Annotated in this window: 24 protein-coding genes; 6 read left to right on the plus strand and 18 right to left on the minus strand. The window is 71.5% G+C overall.

Annotation, left to right across the window (positions count from 1 at the left end; translation table 11 throughout):
- The first annotated feature begins 185 nt into the window (after positions 1 to 185).
- Positions 186 to 935, plus strand: a complete 750-nt coding sequence (locus ACWDZ7_RS07050; RefSeq protein WP_451795505.1) for a helix-turn-helix domain-containing protein — start codon at positions 186 to 188, stop codon at positions 933 to 935.
- Between the two features lie 284 nt (positions 936 to 1219).
- On the opposite strand, the gene ACWDZ7_RS07055 is transcribed toward ACWDZ7_RS07050, so the two are convergent.
- The 7 genes from ACWDZ7_RS07055 to leuA form a co-directional block, all read right to left on the minus strand.
- A complete protein-coding gene (locus tag ACWDZ7_RS07055; RefSeq protein WP_451795507.1) occupies positions 1220 to 1669 on the minus strand; it encodes an SRPBCC family protein in 450 nt (149 codons plus the stop codon).
- Positions 1670 to 1803: 134 nt separating this feature from the next.
- Positions 1804 to 2079: a hypothetical protein gene (locus tag ACWDZ7_RS07060; RefSeq protein WP_451795509.1), complete on the minus strand. Its 276-nt coding sequence runs from the start codon at positions 2077 to 2079 to the stop codon at positions 1804 to 1806.
- A gap of 482 nt (positions 2080 to 2561) precedes the next feature.
- Positions 2562 to 3230: a response regulator transcription factor gene (locus tag ACWDZ7_RS07065; protein ID WP_451795511.1), complete on the minus strand. Its 669-nt coding sequence runs from the start codon at positions 3228 to 3230 to the stop codon at positions 2562 to 2564.
- A complete protein-coding gene (locus ACWDZ7_RS07070) occupies positions 3227 to 4468 on the minus strand; it encodes a sensor histidine kinase (RefSeq protein WP_451795513.1) in 1242 nt (413 codons plus the stop codon). Before ACWDZ7_RS07070 ends, ACWDZ7_RS07065 begins: the two co-directional genes overlap by 4 nt.
- Before the next feature lie 62 nt (positions 4469 to 4530).
- Complete coding sequence (locus tag ACWDZ7_RS07075; protein ID WP_451795515.1) at positions 4531 to 6624, minus strand: MMPL family transporter; 2094 nt, start codon at positions 6622 to 6624, stop codon at positions 4531 to 4533.
- Positions 6625 to 6782: 158 nt separating this feature from the next.
- On the minus strand, positions 6783 to 7514 hold the full coding sequence (locus ACWDZ7_RS07080; protein WP_451795517.1) for a TerB family tellurite resistance protein: 732 nt from the start codon (positions 7512 to 7514) through the stop codon (positions 6783 to 6785).
- Positions 7515 to 7685: 171 nt separating this feature from the next.
- The gene (gene leuA, locus ACWDZ7_RS07085; RefSeq protein ID WP_451795518.1) at positions 7686 to 9416 is read right to left on the minus strand and encodes a 2-isopropylmalate synthase; all 1731 of its coding nucleotides are present in this window, start codon (positions 9414 to 9416) and stop codon (positions 7686 to 7688) included.
- Positions 9417 to 9706: 290 nt separating this feature from the next.
- Here leuA and ACWDZ7_RS07090 point away from each other — a divergent pair, with 290 nt between their 5' ends.
- The 4 genes from ACWDZ7_RS07090 to ACWDZ7_RS07105 all read left to right on the plus strand — a co-directional run bounded on the left by ACWDZ7_RS07090 (position 9707) and on the right by ACWDZ7_RS07105 (position 13798).
- Positions 9707 to 10783: a M4 family metallopeptidase gene (locus tag ACWDZ7_RS07090; protein ID WP_451795520.1), complete on the plus strand. Its 1077-nt coding sequence runs from the start codon at positions 9707 to 9709 to the stop codon at positions 10781 to 10783.
- 43 nt (positions 10784 to 10826) lie between these two features.
- A complete protein-coding gene (locus ACWDZ7_RS07095) occupies positions 10827 to 11093 on the plus strand; it encodes a protealysin inhibitor emfourin (RefSeq protein WP_451795522.1) in 267 nt (88 codons plus the stop codon).
- A gap of 117 nt (positions 11094 to 11210) precedes the next feature.
- Positions 11211 to 12563: a GH1 family beta-glucosidase gene (locus ACWDZ7_RS07100; RefSeq protein ID WP_451795524.1), complete on the plus strand. Its 1353-nt coding sequence runs from the start codon at positions 11211 to 11213 to the stop codon at positions 12561 to 12563.
- Complete coding sequence (locus tag ACWDZ7_RS07105) at positions 12560 to 13798, plus strand: MFS transporter (protein WP_451795526.1); 1239 nt, start codon at positions 12560 to 12562, stop codon at positions 13796 to 13798. Before ACWDZ7_RS07100 ends, ACWDZ7_RS07105 begins: the two co-directional genes overlap by 4 nt.
- Here the strand turns inward: ACWDZ7_RS07105 and ACWDZ7_RS07110 are convergent.
- From ACWDZ7_RS07110 to ACWDZ7_RS07125, 4 genes are all read right to left on the minus strand, one after another.
- Entirely contained in the window at positions 13782 to 14429 is a 648-nt protein-coding gene (locus tag ACWDZ7_RS07110; RefSeq protein ID WP_451795528.1) for a TetR/AcrR family transcriptional regulator, read from the minus strand. The genes ACWDZ7_RS07105 and ACWDZ7_RS07110 overlap by 17 nt on opposite strands.
- Positions 14430 to 14646: 217 nt before the next feature.
- Positions 14647 to 15609 (minus strand): GTPase Era, encoded by a 963-nt coding sequence (era, locus tag ACWDZ7_RS07115; RefSeq protein WP_451795530.1) that lies wholly within the window; start codon positions 15607 to 15609, stop codon positions 14647 to 14649.
- A 74-nt stretch (positions 15610 to 15683) separates the two neighbouring features.
- Positions 15684 to 16055 carry a cytidine deaminase gene (locus tag ACWDZ7_RS07120; RefSeq protein ID WP_451795532.1) on the minus strand — a complete coding sequence of 124 codons (372 nt, stop codon included), beginning with the start codon at positions 16053 to 16055 and terminating at the stop codon, positions 15684 to 15686.
- Between the two features lie 37 nt (positions 16056 to 16092).
- Complete coding sequence (locus ACWDZ7_RS07125) at positions 16093 to 17013, minus strand: helix-turn-helix transcriptional regulator (protein WP_451795534.1); 921 nt, start codon at positions 17011 to 17013, stop codon at positions 16093 to 16095.
- A 93-nt stretch (positions 17014 to 17106) separates the two neighbouring features.
- Between ACWDZ7_RS07125 and ACWDZ7_RS07130 the strand changes: the two genes are divergently transcribed.
- On the plus strand, positions 17107 to 18528 hold the full coding sequence (locus tag ACWDZ7_RS07130; protein ID WP_451795536.1) for an MFS transporter: 1422 nt from the start codon (positions 17107 to 17109) through the stop codon (positions 18526 to 18528).
- Positions 18529 to 18616: 88 nt separating this feature from the next.
- Here ACWDZ7_RS07130 and ACWDZ7_RS07135 read toward each other — a convergent pair whose 3' ends face one another.
- The 7 genes from ACWDZ7_RS07135 to ACWDZ7_RS07165 all read right to left on the minus strand — a co-directional run bounded on the left by ACWDZ7_RS07135 (position 18617) and on the right by ACWDZ7_RS07165 (position 25713).
- Positions 18617 to 18973 (minus strand): MmcQ/YjbR family DNA-binding protein, encoded by a 357-nt coding sequence (locus ACWDZ7_RS07135; RefSeq protein ID WP_451795538.1) that lies wholly within the window; start codon positions 18971 to 18973, stop codon positions 18617 to 18619.
- Positions 18970 to 20274 carry a hemolysin family protein gene (locus ACWDZ7_RS07140; protein WP_451795540.1) on the minus strand — a complete coding sequence of 435 codons (1305 nt, stop codon included), beginning with the start codon at positions 20272 to 20274 and terminating at the stop codon, positions 18970 to 18972. The genes ACWDZ7_RS07135 and ACWDZ7_RS07140 overlap by 4 nt, the downstream gene beginning before the upstream one ends.
- 4 nt (positions 20275 to 20278) lie before the next feature.
- On the minus strand, positions 20279 to 20776 hold the full coding sequence (gene ybeY, locus ACWDZ7_RS07145; protein ID WP_451795542.1) for an rRNA maturation RNase YbeY: 498 nt from the start codon (positions 20774 to 20776) through the stop codon (positions 20279 to 20281).
- Between the two features lie 12 nt (positions 20777 to 20788).
- Entirely contained in the window at positions 20789 to 21805 is a 1017-nt protein-coding gene (locus tag ACWDZ7_RS07150; RefSeq protein WP_451795544.1) for a PhoH family protein, read from the minus strand.
- A 140-nt stretch (positions 21806 to 21945) separates the two neighbouring features.
- Positions 21946 to 23049, minus strand: a complete 1104-nt coding sequence (locus ACWDZ7_RS07155; RefSeq protein ID WP_451513100.1) for a carbohydrate kinase family protein — start codon at positions 23047 to 23049, stop codon at positions 21946 to 21948.
- Between the two features lie 107 nt (positions 23050 to 23156).
- A complete protein-coding gene (locus ACWDZ7_RS07160; RefSeq protein WP_451795546.1) occupies positions 23157 to 24461 on the minus strand; it encodes a glucarate dehydratase family protein in 1305 nt (434 codons plus the stop codon).
- Between the two features lie 67 nt (positions 24462 to 24528).
- Positions 24529 to 25713 (minus strand): macrolide family glycosyltransferase, encoded by a 1185-nt coding sequence (locus ACWDZ7_RS07165; RefSeq protein ID WP_451795547.1) that lies wholly within the window; start codon positions 25711 to 25713, stop codon positions 24529 to 24531.
- Positions 25714 to 25852: the final 139 nt, after the last annotated feature.

Here is a 25852-nt window from a genome sequence, read left to right on the forward strand (position 1 = left end):
GGGGCCCGCGACGCACCAGCGCACCCACCACGGCCTTCGCCGCCCCCGTGACGGCCACGAGAAGCCTCTTCCGGCGCAGCCGTGCGGGCCGGCAGGCGGAAGCAGCCGGGAATCAGAGAACGCATGACCCCCGTGACGGCCAGGAACACCGCCAGGGCGGCGGTAGCGATAGCGTGCATGGCACCATGATCCGTTCACCTCGCGCCTGGGCACTTGAACAAAACGATCGCCGCACTGTGTTCGCCTGCGGCCCCGAGGCGACGATGTTCGCCGAGTCCCGCCCGTTCCGTGTCGCCCAACACCGGCTGCCCGCGTGGAAGGCGGTCCTGCCGATCGGCGGCCACGCCGAACTCCGCCAGCCGGGACGGCCCATGGTGGCGGCGCCCGGGCTGATCGTTCCGCCCCAGCTGGCCCACCGCTGTGCAGCGACCTCTGCCTACATCGCCCTGTTCATCGACTCCTGGCTGCTGCCCTCCGGCCCGGGACCGATACGGCTCGATGCCGGCGAGATCCGCCGCCTGCTCGCCGCGCTCGGCACCACCGATTCCGACGGCCCCGGCACCGGTGTGGACCTGGCTGCGGGATACACCGAGCTGCGGGCACTGGCCGGGGGCCCGACTCCGCTCGATCCGAGAGTCGCTCACGCCGTCCACCTGTGCACATCGCGCGATCCGGACATGCCCATCGCCTCCATCGCCGGTGAGGTCGGCCTGTCGGCCCCGCGGCTGCGCGCCCTGGTCCGGCAGGACGTGGGGATCGCGCTTGCCCACTTGCGCCGATGGGGCCGGCTCCGCACCGCGATCGCTGACCTGCCTGATTCGACGGCCGCTCTGGCGGCAGCCACCGCAGGCTTCGCCGACCAGGCCCATCTCGCCCGTACTGCGCGGGACTTCACCGGGCGTACGCCCGCCTCTCTGCGACGCGCTGAAGCGTAGGGCGGCCCTCCCTTATGGGCTGTGCTGCCGGATCCGCCGTTGATTAGACACTCCCCACGCCGCCGACCCCACCGCCTGGACCCGACAGACCTGCGGCCACCTGTAGCGCCGCACTGGACCGGATGAAAGTCGGCGACCACGTCCAGCGCACGACCGGGTTCGAGGAGCGCCTGGGCAAGCCATTGGAGGCACCGATCAGGCCGAGCAGATCACCGTGCTGCGGACGTTCCTCCCTACAGATGGGGCAAGTCGGCCGCGCGAACCCGGTGATCATCCATCTGGGCTCAGCGCAAGGCGCCGGCGAGATAGGCGTTGCGGGTTCTGATGAGGCGGGGCATGTACCAGCTCAGGACTGTGCGGTCGGCGATGCGTCCGAGAAGTCCGAACGGCGAGGCAAATTCGATGATGTCCCTCATAACGGTGCCGCCGCTGCCGTCCGGCTCGAAGTGATGACTGTGATGCCATCGCTTGAAGGGACCGGTCTCCTGCTCGTCCACGAAGCGCCGGGGCGGGTCATACGACGTAATGCGGGCGGTGAGTCGCCAGGTCAGGCCGAAGTGGCGGGCTTCGAAGGTCACCGTGTCGTCTAGCGAGAGGCCGCCTCGGGTCCTGCCGCCGACTGCCCGCTCCGACGAATCGGCCATCGACTGCGTGTGCGCCTCCACGTCAAGGCACGCCTCGAACACCCGGTCCGGGGACGCGGCGACGGCTGTGACGATTTCGAAGTGCGGCACCGGGCCATCCTAGAGGGGCGGGATGGGTCACGCACCTTCGGACACCGCCCACCCGGACGATGCCCCTCAGGGCATCACCCGAACATCCAATACCGCACAACCGAACGGATTCCTACGGTGGTTGACGTCCAAGATCACACCAGCAAGGAGCAACCGTGCGCATCCGCACCGCAGCCGTAGCCGTAGCCGTAGCCGTAGCCACTATCGCCGCCCTCGCCGTCGCGGCCCCCGCCGGCACCGCCTTTGCCGACGCCCCCACCAGCGGTTCCCCCGCCGCCTCCGCCATGGCCAAGAAGCCCGCAGAGCGTCAAGCTGCTCAACTTCCCTGTCAAGATCACCCGCAGCACTGTGGTGACCAAGAAGGGCAAGTCCGGCCAGCGCGCCGTCACCTTCACCGTGACCGAGCGCATCTACGGCATCCCCGTAACCAGCGAGCGGATCTCCGTCAGGTACACCCTCAAGGGCACCGCTCCACGATCAGGGCCACCGGAACCGTCAAGTCGTTCGGCAAGGGCAATGTCACCAAGAAGGCCAACAGCCGCATCGGCCTGAGCTCCTACAGTGCCTCAATCGCCACCCGATAACGGGCTCTCCTGCCGTATGAGTGGGCGCTCTGACCTGCCCTGATAAGAAGCTGCATCTCATCGGTCATGGAGTGGGCAGACCGAACAGGGTTCCTGGTCGGGTGATCTCCCGGCCGGACGCGCAGCAAGACACGCCTCTCGGTAGCTCGGGGATGCGAATCCGACCGAGCAACGCCGGGAGGCCGTGTGCCGGAAAGGCGCGGGGCGGTGTCGGTGCCGCGGTCGCGGAGAATCTGTCCGACCGTGCGGCAGCGGACGCGGCCCGCACGTGGATCGACTGGACGTATGCACGGCCTCACCTGCCCCCCTCACACCCCCGGCGCCACCAACCCCGTCTCGTACGCCACGATCACCAGCTGCGCCCGGTCGCGGGCGCCCAGTTTGCCCATGATGCGGCTCACGTGCGTCTTCGACGTGAGCGGGCTCAGGCTCAGCGTCTCGGCTATCTCCGTGTTGTTCAGGCCGCGTGCGACCAGTGCCAGGACCTGCCGCTCGCGGTCCGAGAGGCCGGCGGGGCCGGCGGTCGTCGTCAGGCCGGTGGTGTCCGGCGCCCGCAGTACCCGAGCGATCAGCCGCGACGTGGGGCCCGGCGAGAGCAGGGACTCGCCGGCGGCGACCGTGCGGATGGCGTCCAGGAGTTCGGCGGGCTTGGTGTCCTTGACGAGGAAACCGGACGCCCCCGCGCGCAACGCGTCGACGACGTGCTCGTCCGTGTCGTACGTCGTCAGCATCAGCACCTTCACGCCCGCCAGGTCCTCGTCCGCCGCGAGCAGCCGCGTCGCCTCGATGCCGTCGAGGTCGGGCATGCGGATGTCCATGACGACGAGATCGGCCCGCTCGGAGCGGGCCAGGTCGACCGCCGAGCGGCCCGTGCCCGCCTGCGCCACGACCTCCATGTCGGGCGCCGAGTCGACGAGCATCGCGAACGCCGCGCGCACCAGCGTCTGGTCGTCGGCGAGCAGCACACGGATCGTCATGCAAGGCCTCCCGGGGACGCGGGCGCGAGGGGCAGCACCGCGCACACCATGAAACCCCCCTCGGACCGGGGCCCCGCCTCCAGGGTCCCTCCGACGGTACGGGCCCGCTCCCGCATCCCGACGAGGCCGTACCCGGGGGTGCCCGCGTTCTCCCGCGCGCCGACGCCGTCGTCGGTGACCGTCACGTTCAGCGCGGCGTCGGCGGTACGTATGTCCACCCGGACGGTGGGGCCGGGGCCCGCGTGCCGCACGGCGTTGGTGAGCGCCTCCTGCACGATGCGATAGGCGGCGACGTCCACGGCGGGCGGCGCGTCGCACCGGGCCACGCTCAGCTCGACGCGGGCTCCGGCCGTTCGGGCGGCGTCGGCGAGGTCGGGCAGCGAGCCGAGGCCGGGCAGCGGGCCCCTGGCCTCGTCGTCCGTACCGGATCTGAGCACCTCAAGGGTGGCGCGCAGTTCACCGCGGGCGGTGCGGCACGTCTCGGCGACGTCGTCGAGGGCCTTGGCGACGGCGGCCCGGTCCAGGCGGTCGGGGTCGGCGGCGAGGACGTGCGCGGCGACGGACGTCTGGACGCCGACGAGGGTGATGCTGTGCGCGAGGAGGTCGTGCAGGTCGCGGGCGACCCGCAGCCGCTCCTCGGCGACCCGGCGGCGCGCCTCCTCCTCGCGGGTGCGCTCGGCCCGTTCGGCGCGCTCGACGACGGAGGCGACGTACTGGCGGTGGATGCGCACGTACACGCCGAGCAGCAGGAAGGAGACGATCCAGCCGGAGATGCGCAGCGACTCGGCGCCCTCGGCCATGCCCTCGGAGAACTTGACGCCCAGCATGACGCCGATGACCCCGGCGCCGAAGAGGACGGCGTTGCGCGGCCGGGTCCGGGAGGCGACGGTGAACAGGCCGACCATGGACACGGCCATGGGCGCGGTGTGGTTGAAGTCGAGGGAGTGGTAGGTCAGCACGATCGCGATCAGGACGGCCATGACGCGCATCGGGGCGCGCCGCCGCCACACGATCGTGACGTGCGCGGCGAGCAGCAGCGCCCAGCCGAGGACGCCGGGCGGGTCGCCGTTGTCCCGTACGACCTGCACGATGACGACGGCGCTCGACGCCATGGCGAGGGCGAACAGGACGTCGGTGCGCAGCCGTTCGCCGGGGGCGGCGGGTCCGAGGACCCGCTCGATGAGGTTGCGGCGTGCGGCGCCCGGTGCGGTACGCGAAGCTGTCGCGGGAGATTCCACCGGTTCATCTTCCGGTACGCGGGCGCCCCTCCGGGAGAGAAGGGGCGCCGTAAAGGACGGGATCAAGGCGAGGGCACCCGGACGCGCTCCGCCTCGGGGGCGGGGGCCGCCGCGCGGGGCCGGGAGAGCGGGCCCGGCCACCACACCTTGCGGCCGAGCGCCACACTCGCGCTGGTCACCAGGTACGTACGTACGAGGAAGGTGTCCAGGAGCACGCCGACCGCGATGACGAAGCCCAGCTCGACGAGTTGGACGAGCGGCATGTTGGTCAGCACGGCGAACGTCGCGGCGAGGACGAGGCCGGCCGAGGCGACGACGCCGCCGGTGGTGCGCAGCGCGGTGAGCGCGCCCGCCCCCGGTTCGGCCCCGTTCAGGCACTCCTCGCGCATGCGGTGCATGAGGAAGATCCCGTAGTCGACGCCGAGCGCGACGAGGAAGACGAAGGAGAGCAGCCCGAGCCCCGGGTCGGTGCCCTCGAACCCGAAGAGCGGTTCGAAGACGAGCCCCGCGATGCCCAGCGAGGCGCCCCAGACGGCGACGACCGCGCCGAGCAGCAGCAGGGGCGCGACGAGGCTGCGCAGCAGGACGACGAGGACCAGCAGCACGGCCGCGAGCACGAGCGGCACGACGATCATCCGGTCGCGGGCGTTGGTGTCCTTCAGGTCGAGTTGCTGGGCGCTGGCGCCACCGACGTACGACTCGTCGAGTCCGTCGCGCAGCGCCTCGATGGTGGCGCTCTCCCCCGCGGACTCGGGCGCGGACGAGGCGATCACGGAGATCTCGGTCCATCCCTTGGCGGTACGTCCCTTCTCCGCGCTGTCGACGCCCTTGGTGCCGCGGATCTCGGCGAGGGCGTCGGTGGCGCCGCCGGCCGGGGTCATGACGGTGATCGGCTGGGCGCCCCGTTCGGGGTAGGCGGCGGCGAGGGTCTTCATGGCCGCGACGGAGTCGGGGGTCTTGGTGAAGGAGTCCTCCTGCTTGAGGGAGCCGGGCAGGTTGAACACGCCGAGCGCGAGCGCCCCGAGCAGGACGGCCCCCGAGGCGAGGACGGCGAACGGCCTGCGCCCGGCCGAGCTGCCCATCGCGGCGAAGAGGGAGCGCCGCTGCTTGGGCGTGCTGCCGAAGGCGGGGACGAGCGGCCAGAACACGCGCCGCCCGAGGAGCACCAGGACGGCGGGCAGCAGCGTCAGCATGGCCAGGAGCGCGCACAGCACGCCGAGGGCGCCGAGCGGCCCCATGCCGCGGCTGCTGTTGAGGTCGGCGGCGAGCAGGCAGAACAGTCCAGCGGCGACGGTCCCGGAGGAGGCGAGCACGGCGGGCCCGCAGCCGCGCAGTGCGGCGACCATGGCGTCGTAGGGCTGTTCGATCCCGCGTAGCTCCTCGCGGTAGCGGGAGACGAGGAGCAGGGCGTAGTCGGTGCCCGCTCCGAAGACGAGGATGGTCATGATGCCGGAGCTCTGTCCGGTGACGGAGGTCCCGAAGGCCTGGTGGAGTCCGTACGCGGCGGCCATGGCGAAGTAGTCCGCGATGCCCGCGACGGCGAGCGGCACGAGCCACAGGAACGGGCTGCGGTAGATGAGGATGAGGAGCAGCGCGACGACGCCGGCGGTGGTGTAGAGCAGGGGCCCGCCCAGCGAGTTGTAGACCTCGCCCGCGTCGGTGTCGAACGCCCCGCCTCCTCCGACGTCGACGCTCAACCCGCCCTCCCCTTGGGCGACTTCCCGCACGTCCCCGACGAGGGCGTCCCGCTTCTCCTCGTCCTGGCCGGGCTCGGTGGTCGCGACGGGGTACATCAGGGTGGTGCCGTCCTTGGAGGGCACGCCCTTGGGCTCGGCGACGAGCTTGTGGGCGCCCGCTATCTCGGCGACCTGCTCACCGGCGGTCTGCCGGTCGGCGGCGGTCAGCCCGCTGTCGCGGTGGTAGACGAGCACCAGCTCGGTGGCCTCGCCGCCCGGCAGCTGGTCCTGGATCTCGGTGACCTCGGTCGAGTCGGCGCTCGCCGGGAGGTAGTCGACGGGCCGGTCCTTCTGGACGTCGGAGAGCTTGGCCGCGAAGGGCGAGGCGAACGCCAGGACGGCGATCCACAGCCCCAGGAAGACCCAGGGCACGGTGCGTCGTCGCCGTCGTGGCGCGGTGGTGGTCGGTGCGGCGCCCATGACGGGCCTCCTTCGGCAGGGGTGACATGTTCGGGGTCAACCCTTCCTGGAGGCGGCCGCCGATCCGTCGGGCGCGGGACGGAGTTGGCGGTTACACCGCGGGGAGGCCGGGAGCGGGGATTACTCCCGGCGGAGTACGCGCGTGGGGCTCGGGCCCCTCAGGACGGCGTCCGCGCCGCCACGAGCAGCCGGGACACGTCCTCCGCGCAGATCGTGAGCGCGCAGCCCGCCGTGGTGAGCACGTCGCGCTCGGCGGGGGTGTAGGGCCCGTCGGCCAGGGCGATCCTGGCGCCCTGGAGGAGCAGCGCCTCGCGGCCCGCGGGGGCGAGGTGCGGGGCGAGGGGACCGAGCGCCTCGTGGAGTTCGATGGCGAGGCCGGGGCCGCAGTCGGGCTCGGTGGCGCGGCCGGTGTCGGCGGCGAGCGCGTCGACGAGGGCGAGGAGCTGCTCCTCGGTGCAGTCGTCGTAGCCCGCGGCGCGCAGTGTGCCGACGGCCGTGTCGAGGGTGGGGCGCGAGCCGGCGCCGCCGGTGGACAGGACGGCGAGGACGACGGTGTGGACGGCGTCGCGGAGCATCGCGGAGAGCCGGGTGGTGGTGGGGTGGTCCAGGACATCGGGGTCGAACAGGTCCTGGCAGGCGGCGCACCGGATGACGGGCCCCGCCGCGCCGCGCGGCACGAGGGGCAGGCCGAGCAGGACGAAGCGGCGCCGGCCGGTGAGCCGCTGGTAGTTGCGGTCGCCGCCGCAGGCGGGGCAGAAGAACTCGCCGTCGCCGGCGGCGTCCCAGGCGGTGTGCATACCGATCACCCGCCTGCTCAGGGCCCGTCCGCGTGAGACGGGCCGTGCGGAGATGCGGGCATGTCGGCCGTCTTGTCCCCGTTCTGGCAGCACCACGCACCTCCGTAACTCCCCGGCTGCATTGCCGCGTTGGCGTGATGTTAGCCACATCGGTGATGCGGCGTCAGCACCTCGCACAGGAGAGCGAGCCGGACATGGCCGGGAGACGACGCGGCCCCGCCCGCCAAGAGGACGGGCGGGGCCGGTGCGGCACCAGGGGACGGACTAGCGCGCCGCGCGGTTGACGGCCGACACGACGGCCTTCAGCGAGGCGCGTGTGGTGTTCGCGTCGATGCCGATGCCCCACAGCACCTTGTCGCCGATCGCGCACTCGATGTACGAGGCGGCCTGCGCGGACGCGCCCTCGCTCATCGTGTGCTCCTGGTAGTCCAGGAGGCGTACGTCGATGCCGATGCCCTGCAGCGCGTCGAAGAACGCGGAGATCGGGCCGTTGCCGGAACCGGTCAGCACGGTGTCCGCGCCGTCCAGCGTGGCCTCGACGGTGAGGGTGTCGACGCCGTCGGTGTCGGTCGTCGTCTGGCCGTTCTTGACCTGAATCCGACCCCACTGGGCCGCGGTGTTGCCGGGGTTGGGCAGGTACTCGTCCTGGAAGACGCTCCAGATCGCGGCCGGGGTGACCTCGCCGCCCTCGGCGTCGGTCTTCGCCTGGATGATCCTGGAGAACTCGATCTGCATGCGGCGCGGCAGGTCCAGCTTGTGGTCGTTCTTCAGGACGTACGCGATGCCGCCCTTGCCGGACTGGGAGTTGACGCGGATGACGGCCTCGTAGGAGCGGCCGACGTCCTTGGGGTCGATGGGCAGGTACGGCACGGCCCACTCGATGTCGTCGACGGTCCTGCCCTGGTCCGCGGCCCGGGTCCGCATCGCGTCGAAGCCCTTCTTGATGGCGTCCTGGTGGGAGCCGGAGAAGGCGGTGTAGACGAGGTCGCCCGCGTAGGGGTGGCGGGGGTGGACCTCCATCTGGGTGCAGTACTCGTACACGCGGCGGACCTCGTCGATGTCCGAGAAGTCGATCTGCGGGTCGACGCCCTGGCTGAAGAGGTTCATGCCCAGGGTGACCAGGTCGACGTTGCCGGTGCGCTCGCCCTGCCCGAACAGGCAGCCCTCGACGCGGTCGCCGCCGGCCATGACGGCCAGCTCGGCGGCGGCGACGGCGGTGCCGCGGTCGTTGTGCGGGTGAATGGACAGGCACACGTACTCGCGCCGGGACAGGTTGCGGGACATCCACTCGAAGCGGTCCGCGTGGGTGGAGGGCGTGGAGCGCTCGACCGTGGCGGGCAGGTTGAGGATGATCTCGCGCTCGGCATCGGGCTGCCAGACGTCCATGACGCCCTCGCAGACCTCCAGGGCGAAGTCCAGCTCGGTGTCGGTGAAGATCTCGGGGCTGTACTGGTATCCGAAGGTCGTACGGTCGTCCAGCAGCTTGTCGGCGTACTCCATGACCAGACGGGTGCCGTCGACGGCGATCTGCTTGACGGCGTCGCGCGAGCCGCGGAAGACGACGTCGCGCCAGACGGGCGCGGTCGCGTTGTACAGATGGACGGTCGCGCGCCGGGCGCCCTTGAGGGACTCCACCGTGCGCTCGATCAGCTCTTCGCGCGCCTGGGTCAGGACGGAGATCGTCACGTCCTCGGGGATCGCGTCCTCGTCCTCGATGATCGAGCGTACGAAGTCGAAGTCGGTCTGGCCCGAGGAGGGGAAGCCGACCTCGATCTCCTTGTAGCCCATGCGCACCAGCAGGTCGAACATCGCGCGCTTGCGGGCCGGGGACATCGGGTCGATCAGCGCTTGGTTGCCGTCGCGCAGGTCGGTGGAGAGCCAGCGGGGAGCGACCGTGATCCGGTTGTCAGGCCACGTGCGGTCGGGAATGCCGACCTGCTCGTACGGCCTGTACTTGTGGATCGGCAGGGACGTGGGGCGCTGGAAGTTCGGCATCTGCGGGCTCCTCGGAAGTGTCCTGAAGGACGGCCGACGGTCTTGGCGCAACGCCGAACTCCGCGGGGAGGGGGTCGGCCTCGACTACAGGCCCTCGCCGCGGCGGCTAAGGAGAAGCAGCCCGCATCGCATGATGTGCCGCAGCCTAGCCGAGCCGCGCTCTGTGCGCGGGCCCGTATCACTATGCGGGACCACGCCGAACCAAACCCCCAGCGGTGATCAATCCCTCTATTTCAGCAATCATGGTGGCAGGTAGTGACAGCGGCATGACCCAGTGCCACATTGCCGCCATGACCGCCAACCCGACGGGCTTCGAGCCCGTCTTCTGCACCATCGTGCCGCCCCACGTCCTGGACACCCTCGCGCAGAGCCAGGACCCAGCGCTGGCCGTGCCCGCCCGCCGCACCCTGGAGCGGGACGCCGTCGAGCGCACCCACCGCCGCCTGACGACCGTCATCGGCGCGCCCAGCGTGGCCCCGCCCAAGGGGGCCGTGGCGGACAAGCCGCACCGCACCGTCTACGACGCCAAGCAGCGTACGCAGCTCCCGGGCCGCAAGGTGCGCGCCGAGGGCGACAAGCCCGGCAAGGACGCCACCGTCAACCGCGCGTACGCGGGGCTCGGCGCGACCTTCGAACTGTTCCTGAAGTCGTACGAGCGCAACTCCATCGACGGCAACGGACTGCCGCTGGACGCGACCGTGCACTACGGCGAGGACTACGGCAACGCGTTCTGGAACGGCGAGCAGATGGTCTTCGGCGACGGCGACCAGGAGATCTTCCTGGACTTCACCATCCCCGTGGACGTCATCGGCCACGAGCTGACCCACGGCGTCGTGCAGTACACGGCGAACCTCACGTACTTCGGCCAGCCCGGCGCCCTGAACGAGTCGATGGCGGACGTCTTCGGCTCGCTGATCAAGCAGTACACGCTGGGCCAGACCGCGCACGAGGCCGACTGGCTGATCGGCGCCGGTCTGCTCGCCCCGCGCGTCACCGGCAAGGCGCTGCGCTCCATGAAGGAGCCCGGCACCGCGTACGACGACGACGTGCTCGGCAAGGACCCGCAGCCCGCCGACATGGACCACTTCGTGAAGACGGGCCGCGACAACGGCGGCGTGCACATCAACTCCGGCATCCCCAACCGCGCGTTCCACCTGGTCGCCGACGCGCTCGGCGGCCATGCGTGGGAGCGGGCGGGACAGATCTGGTACACCGTCCTGACCGGCGGCGAGCTGGCGCAGGACGCGTCGTTCGAGGACTTCGCGAAGCTGACGGTGGCCGCCGCGCGCCAGAAGTACGGCGACGGCGACGAGCTGAAGGCCGTCGTCGACGCGTGGTCGACGGTCAAGGTGCCCGCCAACGGCTGACGGCGCGCTACCGGCCGCCCACGCGGTGGAGTAGACAGGACCCATGCGTATCCAGGTGAAGCGCACGGGAGGTTTCGCGGGCATCGACCGGCACGCCGAGGTGGACACCTCGCAGTTGGCCGATGCCCCCGAATGGCACGCGCTGGCCGAACAGGCCTTGGCCGAGGGCCGCGGCACGCCACCCATCGGGGTGCCGGACGGCTTCAACTACCAGCTGACCGTCGACGGGCGCACGGTGTACTGCTCCGACCCGCGGCTGACCGAGGCGCAGCGGAAGCTGATCTCGCGGGTCCTGAAGGAGGGGACGTAGACCTGGAAAGGAGGGCACGTAGACCCTGAACGGCTGAGCCGAGAAACCTGAGCGTTGTTCACGTTTTCCGCGCACGCCCATTGACTTCCGAACTCGGCGGTACGGAAGATCCCGCCCATGGCAGCGACTGCGGCGAGCCCGGTATCCCAGTTCCCCCGCGACTTCCTGTGGGGCGTCTCCACATCGGCCCACCAGATCGAGGGCGCCGCCGACGAGCGCGGCGCCTCGGTGTGGGACGCGTTCACGGCCGTGCCGGGGAACGTGAAGGACGGCACGACTGCCGCCGTCGCCTGCGACCACTACCACCGCTACCGCGAGGACGTGGCGCTCATCCGTGAGCTGGGCGTGGGCGCCTACCGCTTCTCCCTCTCCTGGCCGCGTGTGCTGCCCACCGGCGCGGGCCCGGTGAGCGCGGCGGGCCTGGACTTCTACGACCGCCTCGTGGACGAGCTGTGCGCGGCGGGCGTGCGCCCCGTCCCCACCCTCTTCCACTGGGACACCCCGCTGGCCGTGCAGGAGGCGGGCGGCTGGCTGAACCGCGACACCGCCGAGCGCTTCGCCGAGTACGCGGCCGTGGTCGCGGCCCGCATAGGCGACCGCGTCCCGAAGTGGATCACCCTCAACGAGCCCGCGGAACACACCCTGCTCGGCCACGCGCTCGGCCGGCACGCCCCCGGACAGCGGCTCCTCTTCGACGCGCTGCCGGTCGCCCACCACCAGCTCCTCGCGCACGGCCTCGCGGTACGGGCGCTGCGCGCGGCCGGGGCGCGGGACATCGGCATCGCCAACTCGCACGGCCCGACCTGGCCCGCGTCGGCCGCCGAGGAGGACACGGCCGCCGCCGACTTCTACGACGTACTCCTCAACCGCCTCTTCGCCGACCCGCTGCTCCTCGGCCAGTATCCGGAAGGCCGCGGGGAGTCGATGCCGACGGACGACCTCGACGCGGACCTGAAGGTCATCTCCGAGCCCCTCGACTGGTACGGGATCAACTTCTACCAGCCGACGAAGGTGGGCGCCCCGCTCCCGCACACCACCGAGTTCTCGGGCCTCACGCTCCCGCCCGAACTCCCCTTCTCACCCGGGGAGATCGAGGGATACCCGGTCACGGACTTCGGCTGGCCCGTCGTCCCCGACGCCCTCACCGAACTGCTGACCTCCTTCCGCGACCGCTACGGCGACCGCCTCCCGCCGCTCGTCGTCACCGAGAACGGCTGCTCGTACGAGGGCCTCGACGACCAGGAGCGGATCACCTACCTGGACGGCCATCTGCGGGCCCTGCTGCGGGCGTTGGAGGCGGGGGTGGACGTACGCGGCTACTTCGTCTGGTCGCTGATGGACAACTTCGAGTGGGCGGAGGGCTACCGGCAGCGCTTCGGCCTCGTCCACGTCGACCACGCCACGCTCGAACGCACCCCGAAGGCGTCCTACCACTGGCTGCGCGAGGCCCTGCGGGCGCGGCGCGCATGACCGCCACCGCGCTGCGGGAGCCCACCGAGCGGGTCGGCCGGGGCTGGGTCGGCTCGCTGTCGGTGGCCAACGGCGCGATCTGGGTCGGCTGGTACGGCCCCCTTCAGATCCTGCTCGCCCTCCAGGCCGAGGATCTCGCCCCGGCGGGCACGTCGAAGGAGACGGTGCTCGCCTGGGTGACGGGCGCGGGCGCGGTCGTCTCGCTCATCGCGAACCCCCTCTTCGGCGCGGTGTCGGACCGTACGACGTCCCGCTGGGGCCGGCGCACCCCGTGGATCGTGGCGGGCACGGCGACGGGCGCCGCCGCGCTCCTGCTCCTCTCGGCGGCGGACTCCGTGTGGGGGATGGCGGCGGGCTGGTGCCTGGTCCAGCTCACCCTGAACGCCGCGTTCGCCGCGGTCACCGCCGCCGTGCCGGACCGGGTGCCGCGCCTCCAGCGGGGTTCGGTCGGCGGCTGGCTCGGGGCGGCGCAGCTGCTCGGCGTGGTCGTCGGGACGGGGCTCGCGACGGTGGCGGGCGGCACGGTCGCGGGGTACGCGGCGTGCGCCGTCTTCACGGTGGCGGGCGTGCTGCCCTATGTCGTACGCCATCGGGATCTGCGCCTGGCGGCCGCCGACCGCCCGCCGTGGAACCGGCGGGCCTTCCTGACCGGCTTCTGGCTCAGCCCGCGCCGCCACCCCGACCTGGGGTGGGCCTGGCTGACCCGCTTCCTGATCAACGTCAGCAACTCCGTGGTGCTGCTCTATCTCCTGTACTTCCTCCGGGACCGCCTGCACCACGCGGACCCGGAGGGCGGTGTGCTGATCCTGACCGCGGTGAACGGCGCGACGATGCTCGCCACCGTCGTGGTGGGCGGCGCCTGGTCGGACCGGGTGGGCCGCCGCAAGCCCTTCGTGATGTGGGCGGGCACGCTGATGGCGGTGGCGACGGGGCTGCTCGCCCTCTGGCAGACCTGGCCGGGCGCCATCGTCGCGGCGGCGGTGCTCGGCGTCGGCTTCGGCGTCTTCACGTCGGTGGACTTCGCGCTGATGACGGACGTCCTGCCGAAGGCCATGGACCGCGGCAAGGACCTCGGCGTCATCAACATCGCCAACTCCCTGCCCCAGGTGGCCGCCCCGGCGCTCGCGGCGCCCGTCGTCACGCACCTCGGCGGCTACCGCGTGCTCTATCTGGCGGCGGCGGTGATCGGCCTCGCGGGAGCGTTCCTCGTGCGGCGGATCAAGGGCGTGGAGTGAGCCCCGCGGCGACGGACGCGGCGGCCTCGGACGGCGCGTCCCCTGCCGCCACGGCGAAGTCCCGCAGCGTTCCGGCGAGCACGTCGTCCGGCGTGTACTCGCCCATGAGGTAGCCGGCGCGCGCCAGTTGGGCCAGCCCGTGCATGGAAGCGAAGAGCTGGCGCACCAGCAGATCCGGGTCGGCGTCGGCGCGGAAGCGGCCCGCCTCGACGCAGCGGCGGATCGCGTCGCGCGGGAAGCGCAGCATGAACGTACCGATCCGCCGGTCCTCGTCGGACAGTTCGAACCCGGCGAGTACGGAGCCGCCGAACATCACGGCGTACACATCGGTCTCGGCGCGTGCGAACTCCTGGTAGACGCGGCACAGTCCGGCGAGTTCGGCGACGGGGTCGGTGGCGCGCTCCACGTCGCGGACCCGCGCGCTGAGGCGTTCGAAGCCCTCGCGCATCACCTGGCGCACGAGGCCGGGCATCGAACCGAAGTGGGTGTAGACGGCCATCGTCGACGCCCCGACCTCTTTGACCAGGCGCCGGGCGCTCAGCGCGGCGGGACCCTGCTCCGCGAGGACGCGTGCGGCCTCGTCCAGGAGACGGCGGCGGACATCGGCCGGTTCTCGTTTGCCGGTGGACACCAGGGCAGCATAACGCCGTTATGGCCATAACGGCGTTATGCTGCACTCGCACGGACTCGCATGCCCGTACGGGAATGCGGGAGCGTCCGGTGCGGTTGCGAAGGCAGCGGGGCCGGGGTCCCGGGGTCGGGGGCGGCGGGGCGCAGCGACGGGACGGGGGTCCACCGCTGCGATCCGCCGCCCTCGGCGACACCGCCGGGGCCGGGCCGGGTTGGGCCTAGAAGCCGAGCTTGCGCAGCTGCCTCGGGTCGCGCTGCCAGTCCTTGGCGACCTTGACGTGCAGGTCCAGGAAGACGGGCGTACCGAGAAGGGCCTCGATCTGCTTGCGGGACTTGATGCCGACGTCCTTGAGCCGCTTGCCCTTGGGGCCGATGATGATGCCCTTCTGGCTGGGCCGCTCGATGTAGACGAACGCGTGGATGTCAAGCAGCGGCTTGTCGGCGGGCCGGTCCTCGCGCGGCAGCATCTCCTCGACCACGACGGCGATGGAGTGCGGCAGCTCGTCCCGTACGCCTTCGAGCGCGGCCTCGCGGATCAGCTCGGCGACCATGACCTGCTCGGGCTCGTCCGTGAGGTCGCCCTCGGGGTAGAGCGCGGGGCCCTCGGGCAGGAGGGGGACGATCAGATCGGCGAGCAGGCCGACCTGCTGGTCCCCGACCGCCGAGACCGGGATGATCTCGGCCCACTCGAAGCCCAGCTCCTTGCCGAGCTGGTCGATCGCGATGAGCTGCTCGGCGAGGGTCTTGCTGTCGACGAGGTCGGTCTTCGTGACGATCGCGATCTTCGGCGTCTTCTTGATGGAGGCCAGTTCCTTGGCGATGAACCGGTCACCGGGGCCGAGCTTCTCGTTCGCCGGCAGGCAGAAGCCGATGACGTCGACCTCGGCCCACGTGGTGCGCACGATGTCGTTCAGACGCTCACCGAGCAGCGTGCGCGGCTTGTGGAGCCCCGGGGTGTCCACCAGGATCAGCTGCGCGTCGGGGCGGTGCACGATGCCGCGCACGGTGTGCCGCGTGGTCTGCGGCTGGTCGGCGGTGATCGCCACCTTCTTGCCGACCAGAGCGTTCGTGAGGGTGGACTTGCCCGCGTTGGGGCGGCCGACGAAGCAGGCGAAGCCGGCGCGGTGGGCGGCCTCGGACGGCTCGGCTGATGACGGGGTACGAACGCTCATGGCGCCCATTGTCCCTGATCCCGCGACCCCCGCCGCACCGCGCTGCCCCCGGGGCCGCCGAAACCGCTCTCGGCCCGCCACTCTCAGCCCGCCGCGAGCCGCTCCCGTACCTCCCCGTCGGGACCCGCCAGGAGGACCGGCGTACCGGCCCCGCCGAGATCCCGCACGGCGGCGAGATCCTCCGCGGGCAGCGCCTGCGCCCCGGAGACGACGGCCGCCGCCTCAAGCGACTCGGCCCCCGAGGCGACGGCCATCGCCACGGCGGTCCGCAGCGCGGACAGCTTCAGCGACTCCAGCTCCACCGTCCCCGCCACATACGTACGCCCCGTCTCGTCCCGCACGGCCGCCCCCTCGGGCACGCCGTTACGGGCCCGGGACGAACGGGCGAGGGTGACGATCTTCCGGTCCTCGGGACCGAGGTCGGTGCTGTCTGCGCTGCCGGTGCTCTGAGTCATGGCACGAGCATAAAGAGCACCGCACCCGGGCCCGGAGTCACCCCGCGACGGAGCGGATCGCCTCGCGCCGCCCCTCCGCCGAGGCCAGCCACGCCAGCTTGGCCGCCGTGTCGGCCTCGGCGTGCGGCAGCGGTGTGTGCAGTACGACCGTGAGGTCGGGCCTGGCGGGCACCTTCAGCTGCGTCGACTCCAGGAACAGGGCGCCCGCGACCGGATGCTCGATCTCCTTGGTGACCTGCCCGGCGGGCCTGACGTCCCGCCGCTCCCACAGCTCGGTGAACTCCGCGCTCAACGCCTTCGCCTCGGCGATCACCGCGGCGAAGCCGTCGTCCTCGGGGTGGTCCGAGCACGCGGCCCGGTACATCGCCACCAGCTGCGGCGCGTTGCGCTCCCAGCTGCTCGCGCGGGCACGGTAGAGGGAGTCGGCGAAGAAGGTGAGCAGACAGTTCTCGGAGGTCTCCGAGCCCATACCGAGCACGGACACGGCCGCGTCGTTGCACATGACGCAGTTCCAGTACGCGTCCATGATGTGCGCGGGGTACGGCATCCACGCGTCGATGAGCCGGTGCAGCCCCTCGCACATGTCCCGGCCGTCCCGCTCGGCCTCGGGCGGGGGTGGGTTGAGCCCGGCGAGCACGTACAGATGGCGCCGCTCGGCGCCGTTCAGCTTGAGGACGCGCGCCACGGAGTCCAGGACCTGCGGCGACACGGAGATGTCGCGGCCCTGCTCCAGCCACTGGTACCAGGACGCCCCGACGCCGGCGAGCACGGCGACCTCCTCGCGGCGCAGACCGGGCGTGCGCCGACGCCCCCCGCCGCCCGGAAGACCCACCTCCGCGGGGGTGACCCTCGCGCGGCGGCTCATCAGGAACTCCCTCAGCTCCCCGAGCCTGCGCGCCTTGGAGGCACCCGGAGTGTTCGAGGTGTCCCAGGTGTCCGCGACCGACGCTGATGACATGTGTGGTGCTCCCCCAAGCCCTGACTGGTGTTCCGGCCACCAGCATAAGTACCCGCTCCCCACGTCTGTTCCGGCCGCCGCACGCTCATGACCATGGCGATCGACAGCTCACCCGCTTCCTCCCTCCAGGCCGCTCCCCCGGCGCCGCGCCCCCACAACCCCAAGCTCTCTCCCCGCGACAAGCTCGTCCTCTTCATCCTGTGCGCCGCGCAGTTCATGGTCGCGCTGGACTTCTCCGTGCTGAACGTGGCGCTGCCGGTGCTCGGCGCCGACCTGGGCATGAGCCACTCAGCGCTCCAGTGGGCGGTCACCGCCTTCGCGCTGCCCTCGGGCGGCTTCCTCCTCCTCTTCGGCAGGATGGGCGACCTGTTCGGGCGGCGCGGACTGTTCCTCGCCGGGCTCGCGCTCTTCGGTCTGTCCTCACTGCTCGCCACGTTCGCGTGGGATCCGGCGTCGTTCCTGACCGGGCGGGCGCTGCAAGGCGTGGGCGCGGCGGCCATCGTGCCGACCGGCATGTCCCTGCTGACCACGACCTTCCCCGAGGGCCCGCAGCGCGACCGGGCGCTCGGCATCTCCGGCACGCTGCTCTCGCTCGGCTTCACGGTCGGCATGGTGCTCGGCGGCGTACTGACCGACACCTTCGGCTGGCGCTCCACGATGGGCCTGCTGACCCTCTTCGCGCTGCTCGTGCTGCCGTTGGCGCCCGGCCTGCTGCGGGAGTCCCGCACCCCGGACCGCCGGCGCCTGGATCTCCCGGGGGCCGTGACGGTCACCGGCGGACTGCTCGCCCTGATCTACGCCCTGTCGACAGCCGCCGAGCGCGGCTTCGGCGGCACCGACGTCATCGTCACGCTGGCGACGGGCGTCCTGCTGCTCGCGGCGTTCGGATACGTCGAGTCGCGTGCCGCGGCTCCGCTGGTCTCGCTGCCCATGCTGCGGAGCCGCACGGTGGCGTGGGGCAACGTGGCCGGCCTGGTCACCTTCTCGATGATGACGACGGTCGTCTTCGTGCTGACCCTCTACCTCCAGGAGGTCCTGCGCCTTTCGGCCTTCGAGACGGGCATGGTCTTCGGTGTGCAGGGCGTCCTGTCGGTGGTCGCCGGGGCGTACGCGCCGAAGGTCATCGGCCGCTTCGGGGCGCACCGCACGCTGGTCGGCGGGCTGCTCGGCCAGGGCGTGTTCGTGGCGGCGCTGCTTGGAATCGGCGAGGGCGGCCGGTCGGTGTACCTCGCCACGGCGGCGGTGTCGGTGGCGAGCATGTTCCACCTGGGCGCCATCGTCGCGTACGGCGTGACGGTCACCTCGGGGGTCCCCGACGGGGAGCAGGGTCTGGCGACGGGCCTGGTCACCTCGACGCAGCAGGTGGGCATCACGATCGGCATCCCCCTGCTCGGCGTCCTCGCGACGACCACGCCGGACCTCCTCGCGGGCACCCGGACGGTCCTCGCGATCGACGCGGCGGTCGTTCTGGCGACCGCGACCCTGACCGCCATCGGCCTACGTCCCCGAAGGTGACGCCTCCCGCGCCCCGTCAGGAGCGCGGGGAACCGCGCGGCCGGCCACCGACGACCCGCGGCCGGAATGCAGTCCGAAAGCCCCCGCCTCAGGGCCGGTCGAGCCGCAGCCGCTGTGCCCGCGGGAGCCCCGCGACCACCAGGTCGTACGAGTCCTCGATGAGTTCCCTGAGCTGCTCGTCGGGGAGGTCACCGTCAGCCGTGACGGTGTTCCAGTGGCGCTTGTTCATGTGCCAGCCCGGCACGATCTCCGGGTGCGCGGCCCGCAGCTGCACCGCCAGGTCCGGCTCGCACTTGAGGTTGACGGTGAGCGGGCGTCCGCCGAGGGCCGAGAGCGCGAACATCTTTCCGGCCACCTTGAAGACCGAGGTCTCCGGTGTGAAGGGGAAGTCCTCCACCGCGTCGTTGAAGGACAGGCAGAACGTCCGCAGTTCCTCGGGTGTCACCCGGGCTCCCCCTCCTTGTGCGCGCTCTCGGACGCGACCGGCTCCACGAGCACCGTCACGATCTTGTTCCGGCGGCCGGCGGCGGACTCCGCGGTGAGCGTCAGCTCGCGGCCGTCCGGCAGCGGCACGACCGCCGAGGCCCCCGCGATCGGGACGCGGCCCAGCTGCTTGGCGAGCAGGCCGCCGACCGTCTCGACGTCCTCGTCGTCGAACTCGTCGAACCCGAACAGCTCCCCGAGGTCACCGATGTCGAGCCGGGCCGTCACGCGGTAGCAGCCGTCCACCAGCTCCTCCACGGGCGGCAGCTCACGGTCGTACTCGTCGGTGATCTCGCCGACGATCTCCTCCAGGATGTCCTCGATGGTGACGATGCCGGCCGTGCCGCCGTACTCGTCGATGACCACGGCCACGTGATTGCGCTCCTGCTGCATCTCGCGCAGCAGATCGCCCGCGTTCTTCGTGTCGGGCACGAACGTCGCCGGGCGCATCGCGGTCGAGACCAGTTCGGACTCGCTGTCGCGGTTGATGTGCGTCCTGCGGGCCAGGTCCTTCAGATAGACCATGCCCACGATGTCGTCCTCGCTCTCCCCCGTCACGGGTATGCGCGAGAAGCCGGAGCGCAGCGCGAGGGTGAGGGCCTGGCGGATCGTCTTGAAGCGTTCGATGGCGACCAGGTCGGTGCGGGGCACCATCACCTCACGCACCAGCGTGTCGCCCAGCTCGAAGACCGAGTGCACCATGCGGCGCTCGTCGTCCTCGATCAGGGACTCCTTCTCGGCGAGGTCGACCATCGCGCGCAGTTCCGCCTCGGAGGCGAACGGGCCGCGCCGGAAGCCCTTGCCCGGCGTGAGCGCGTTGCCGATGAGGATCAGCAGGGGCGGGATCGGGCCCATGACGCGGGCCAGCGGGAGCAGGACGTACGCCGCCGCGGTCGCGGTGTTCAGCGGGTGCTGGCGGCCGATGGTGCGCGGTGAGACGCCGACGGCGACATAGCTGACGAGGACCATCACGCCGATGGCGAGGGCGAGGGCCTCCCAGGTCTTGTCGAACTCCTTCAGGCAGGCGTACGTCACCAGGGACGCCGCCGCCATCTCGCACGCCACGCGCACGAGCAGCGCCACGTTGAGATAGCGGGTGGGGTCGGCGGCGACCTGCGCGAGCTTCGCGCTGCCGCGCCGCCCCGCGCGGACGGCCTCCTCCGCGCGGAAGCTGGAGACCCGGGCGATGCCCGCCTCGGCGCAGGCCGCGAGCCAGGCCACGACGACGAGGGCGACGGCGCCCGCGATCAGCTGGAGGCTCACGGCGCTACGAGACGGTCGGCGCGGGAGAGGGGCCGGTCAGGCCCTTCTCGGCGCGCCAGCCGTCGACGATGGCTGCCTGGAGGCCGAACATCTCGGCCTTCTCGTCGGGCTCCTCGTGGTCGTACCCGAGCAGGTGCAGCACCCCGTGGACGGTCAGGAGCTGGAGCTCCTCGTCCATGGAGTGCTGCGTCGGCGCGTCCTTGCCCTGCTGGGAGGCGACCTCCGGGCAGAGCACGATGTCACCGAGGAGGCCCTGCGGGGGCTCCTCGTCGTCCTTCGAGGGCGGCCTCAGCTCGTCCATCGGGAAGGACATGACGTCCGTGGGCCCCGGCAGGTCCATCCACTGGATGTGCAGCTGCTCCATGGCGTCGGCGTCCACGACGATCACCGACAGCTCGGAGAGCGGGTGGATGCGCATCCGCGCGAGGGCGTGGCGGGCGATGTCGAGGATCGCCTGCTCGTCGACCTCGGTTCCGGATTCGTTGTTGACGTCGATCGACATGGTGGTGCTGGTCTACTTCCCGTCGCGGCTGTCGTGCTGCTCGTACGCGTCGACGATACGGCCGACCAGCTTGTGCCGTACGACATCGTGGGAGGTGAGCCGCGAGAAGTGGATGTCCTCCACGCCCTCCAGGATCTTCTGCACCTCCCGCAGACCGCTCTTGGTGCCGCCGGGCAGGTCGACCTGGGTGACGTCACCGGTGATGACGATCTTCGAGTCGAAGCCGAGGCGGGTGAGGAACATCTTCATCTGCTCGGCGCTGGTGTTCTGCGCCTCGTCGAGAATGATGAACGCGTCGTTGAGCGTGCGGCCACGCATGTACGCGAGCGGCGCCACCTCGATCGTGCCCGCCGCCATCAGGCGCGGGATCGAGTCGGGGTCGAGCATGTCGTGCAGGGCGTCGTAGAGCGGGCGCAGGTACGGGTCGATCTTCTCGTACAGGGTGCCCGGCAGGAAGCCGAGCCGTTCGCCCGCCTCGACCGCGGGCCGGGTCAGGATGATGCGGTTGACCTGCTTGGACTGGAGCGCCTGGACGGCCTTGGCCATGGCCAGGTACGTCTTGCCCGTGCCGGCCGGGCCGATCCCGAAGACGATGGTGTGCTGGTCGATCGCGTCGACGTACCGCTTCTGGTTCAGCGTCTTGGGGCGGATGGTGCGGCCGCGGGACGAGAGGATGTTCTGCGTGAGGACCTCGGCGGGGGTCTCCTGGCCACCGCCGCCGTTCTCGTCCGCCCTGAGCATGGCGATCGAGCGTTCCACTGCGTCCTCCGTCATCGGCTGACCGGTGCGGAGCACCAGCATCATCTGGTCGAACAGGCGTTGGATGAGGGCGACTTCGTGGGCCACGCCCACGGCGCTGATCTCATTGCCCCGGACGTGGATGTCGGCCGCCGGGAAGGCCTTCTCGATCACGCGCAGCAGGGCGTCGCCGGACCCGAGGACGGTCACCATCGGGTGCTTCGCCGGGACCGTGAAGTGCGCTCGCGCCTGGTCCTGTGCGGCGGTGTGAGTTGTGGGTGTCTGAGTCATGGGCCGGCTCTGAAGGCCTGCTCATCCTCCTCGTGCGGGGCTTGGTGGCCGCGAAGCCTTGCGCTTCCAGAGTACGACGGCGGTGCCGCTGTGCCGTAGGGCTTTTCCGCCGGGGACTCAGCCGTTGCCCTGCGGCGCCACTACGCCGACCGGAAGCCGATCGTCGGTACCGCCCGCCTCAAGGGCCACGGGCGGCTCGCGGCCGGGAGCAGGGCCTCCAGGAAGCTGTAGCGCCGCAGCGCCGTCGGGTCCTGTTCGTCGAACTCCCGCACGCGCCGCCACCAGCCCCCGACCTCCGCCCATCCGGGCGCGGACAGGGACCCGCCGAACTCCTGCACGGAGAGCGCCGCGGTGAGCCCGGCGAAGGCCAGCCGGTCCGCCAGGGGCCAGCCCGCCAGCGTCCCGGTGACGAAGCCCGCCACGAAGACGTCACCCGCCCCCGTCGGATCGAGCGCCTCCACCTCGATCGCGGGCACCTCCGCGGTCTCCCCGGTCCGCCTGTCCACCGCGTACGCGCCCTCCGCGCCGAGGGTCACCACGGCCAGCGGGACATGCTCGGTCAGCGCCCGCGCCGCGGCCCTGGGACACGACGTACGCGTGTACCGCATCGCCTCTTCCGCGTTCGGCAGGAACGCCTCGCAGTGCCGCAGGTCGGGGAGGGCGGCGAGGTCCCACTGTCCGGTGTCGTCCCAGCCCACGTCGGCGAAGATCCGGGTGCCGCTGCGCGCGGCCTGGGCGATCCAGGGGGCGCGCGTGCCGGGCGTCAGCGAGGCGATGGCGGCACGCGCGCGTGGCGGGCAGGAGGGAGCGCCGCCGTCCGGCGCGCCGGCGTCCGGCGGCGGCTCGTGGCCGTGGCTGACCATGGTCCGCTCGCCCTCGTACGCCATGGAGACCGTCACCGGGGTGTGCCAGCCGGGCACGGTCCGGGACGACGTGAGGTCGATGCCCTCGCCGCCTTCGAGGGCGTCCCAGCAGTACTCCCCGTAGTGGTCGTCCCCGAAGGCCGCGGCGAGCGAGGTGTGCAGGCCGAGCCGGGCGAGCGCGGTCGCCATGTTGGCGACGCCTCCGGGGCTCGACCCCATGCCGCGCGCCCAGGACTCGGTGCCGCGCACCGGCGCCGAGTCGAGGCCGGTGAAGATGATGTCGAGGAAGACCGTGCCGGTGAGGTAGACGTCGCAGTCCGGATCACCGGCTCTGCGGGCCGCCTTCAGCGGGTCGACGATGGGCTGTACGGGTACGACCATGGAGGCAACGTAACGGACGAGGCGCGCGCGGGCCCGGGGTTCCCGGTCCGGCACGTCGCGAGGTGCTGGTCATGGGGTGCTCGTCGTGACGTGCTGGTCGCGGGGTGCTACCAGCGCGGCACCGCCGGAGTCACCCACTCCGGGTCGGCCACCCGCATCGCCGCCGCGTCGTCCCGCTCCCGCATGGCGCGGAAGTCCGCGTCCAGCCAGCGCGCGTGCAGGGCGGCGAGCCTCTCCCGGTCGAGCTCGACGCCGAGCCCGGGGGTGTCGGTGACGGCGATCCTCCCGTCCACGAAGCGGAGCCGTGAGGTCAGTACGTCCTCGGCCTGCCAGGGGTAGTGCGAGTCACAGGCGTGGTCGAGTCCGGGCACGGTCGCCGCCACGTGTGTCATCGCGGCGAGGCTGATGCCCAGATGCGTGTTGGAGTGCATGGACACCGCCACGCCGAACGTCCGGCAGACCGCGGCCAGTTCGCGCGTGCGCCGCAGCCCGCCCCAGTAGTGGTGGTCGGAGAGCACCACCTGCACGGCGCCCTTTGCGAAGGCCGCCGGTATCTCCTCGAAGGTCGTCACGCACATGTTCGTGGCGAGCGGCACCGAGGTGCCCGCCGCGACCTCCGCCATGGCGGGCGTACCGAGCGCCGGGTCCTCCAGGTACTCCAGTACGTCGCCGAGTTCGGCCGCGACCTTCAGTGAGGTCGCCACGGACCAGGCACCGTTGGGGTCGAGCCGCAGCGGCCTGCCCGGGAACGCCTGTGCGAGGGCGCGGATCGCGGCGATCTCCTCGTCCGGCGGGAAGACACCGCCCTTGAGCTTGAAGGACCCGAAGCCGTGGCGTTCGACGAAGAGACGGGCCTGGGCGACGACCCCGGCCGGGTCGAGTGCGGCGCCCCAGCCCTCGTCCGGTTCGCGGGCGCGGCCCGCCGGGTGCTCGGCCCACTTGTAGAACAGGTACGCGCTGTACTCCACGGCGTCCCGCACCTTGCCGCCGAGCAGCGCGTGCACGGGCAGGCCGAGCGCCTTGCCGAGCGCGTCCAGGCACGCCACCTCGAACCCGGAGACGACGGAGAGCCGCAGCTTGCCGGCGCTCTGCACGCCGCGCAGCCCTCCGACGTCCACGGCGTCGTCGACCCGCGCGGCGTCCACGGCCATCTCGTCCGCCAGTGTGAACAGCCGGTTCAGATCGGAGACGGCGCCCCCGACCAGCCGCCCGGCGAGCGGCCGCGCGATCTCCAGATACTTCCCGTCCCCGTACGTCTCCCCGATCCCGACGGCACCCCCGGCCGTGACCACCTCGATGATCAGCCGGGGCGTATAGGGCTGATGGACGCCCTGCGTATTGAGCAGCGGCGGATCGGCGACGAGGACGGGCGTGAGTCGGACGTCCGTGATGACCAGGCTCTGTCCATACATGAGAACGGAGACTAGGTATGCGAACCGTTCACGGTCAATGCCCCGCACAGCGCCCGCGCCGCGTCAGCTAAAGCTCCGCCTCGATCAGATCCGCCGCACGCGAGGTGCCGCCCTCGTCCCGGACCTCCGCCTTCAGCTCCGCACACCTACGGGCAACGGCGGGGTCGGAGGTCAGCCCGAGCAACGCCGCTCGCAGCGCCCCCGCGTCGGCGTCCGCCGTGTCCAGCCGATGTGCGACGCCCAGCTCCACCAGCCGATCGGCGTTCATCGGCTGCTCCGCCCCCTGCGGCACGGCGATCATCGGCACCCCGCAGAAGAGGCCCTCGGAACTGCTCCCCATGCCCGCATGGGTGACGAACGCGTCGGCCTGCTCCAGGATGGCCAACTGCGGCACCCAGGAGCGGACCTCGATGTTGGAGGGGAGGCTCCCCAGCTCCGCGGGGTCGACGTGCTTGCCGATCTGGAGGACGACGTGCCACCCCGCCAGATCGCCGAAGGCACCCACGCACTGCCGGTAGAACTCGGGCTGCTTGGTGTACGCCGAGCCGAGCGAGACCAGAAGCACCTTCTCGGCACCCTCCGGACGCGTCCAGCTCCCCTGCTTGGCACGGTCCCCGAAGCAGGGCCCGACGAAGTCGATCCGGGGGTCGACGGTGTCGGCGTACGGCTGCATGGCCCGGGGGATCGTGGCGAGGGCCCTCGGCGGGACGCCGGAGAACTCCCCGACGTCGAGCGTGGTGGCTCCGCACCCGGCGAGCCAGTCCTTGAAGCGGGCCTCCAGGACATCGGCGCCCGGCAGCCGCGCGAGCTGCGCGCCGATGTCCTCCTGGTAGCCGCCCCAGGCCACATAGGTCGGCGACAGCTGCACGAGCGGCCGCTCCTGCGCCTCGGCGAGCGCTCGGGCGACGTACGCGCCGATGTCGTAGAGGTACAGGTCGGCGGGGTCGTCGTCGTACGCCGCGTGGAGCCGTGGAAGCACCGCCATCGCGTCGTCGAGGAAGAGCGCGCTCGCCTCGATGGGGTCGTCGGGCCAGAGGTTGTCGCGGTGCGGGAGCGTCGAGTCGTACGGGACGAGTTCGGCGCCGGTGGGTTCGATCAGCCCGGCGGCGGCCGGGTCGTTGGCGTACGTCACGCGGTGGCCGCGTGCGGCCAGCTCACGGATGATCTCCAGGCTCGGCAGCACGTGGCTGACCATCGGAACGCCGATCATGGCGATATGGGCACGGCGGCGGGAGAGTCGACGGGATGACATGAGAGTTCCTTCGCATGCAGAAAGCTACGAGAGCTGAGAGCTACGAGAGCTGAAAGCTACGGATGACGGCACGGCGGGCCGCCGCCTCGGCCCCGGCGAGGGGCGGGCGGGGGCCACAGAGGCCCTGTCAGCCGTAGAT

It is taken from the genome of Streptomyces sp. NPDC003032 (genome assembly GCF_053591415.1).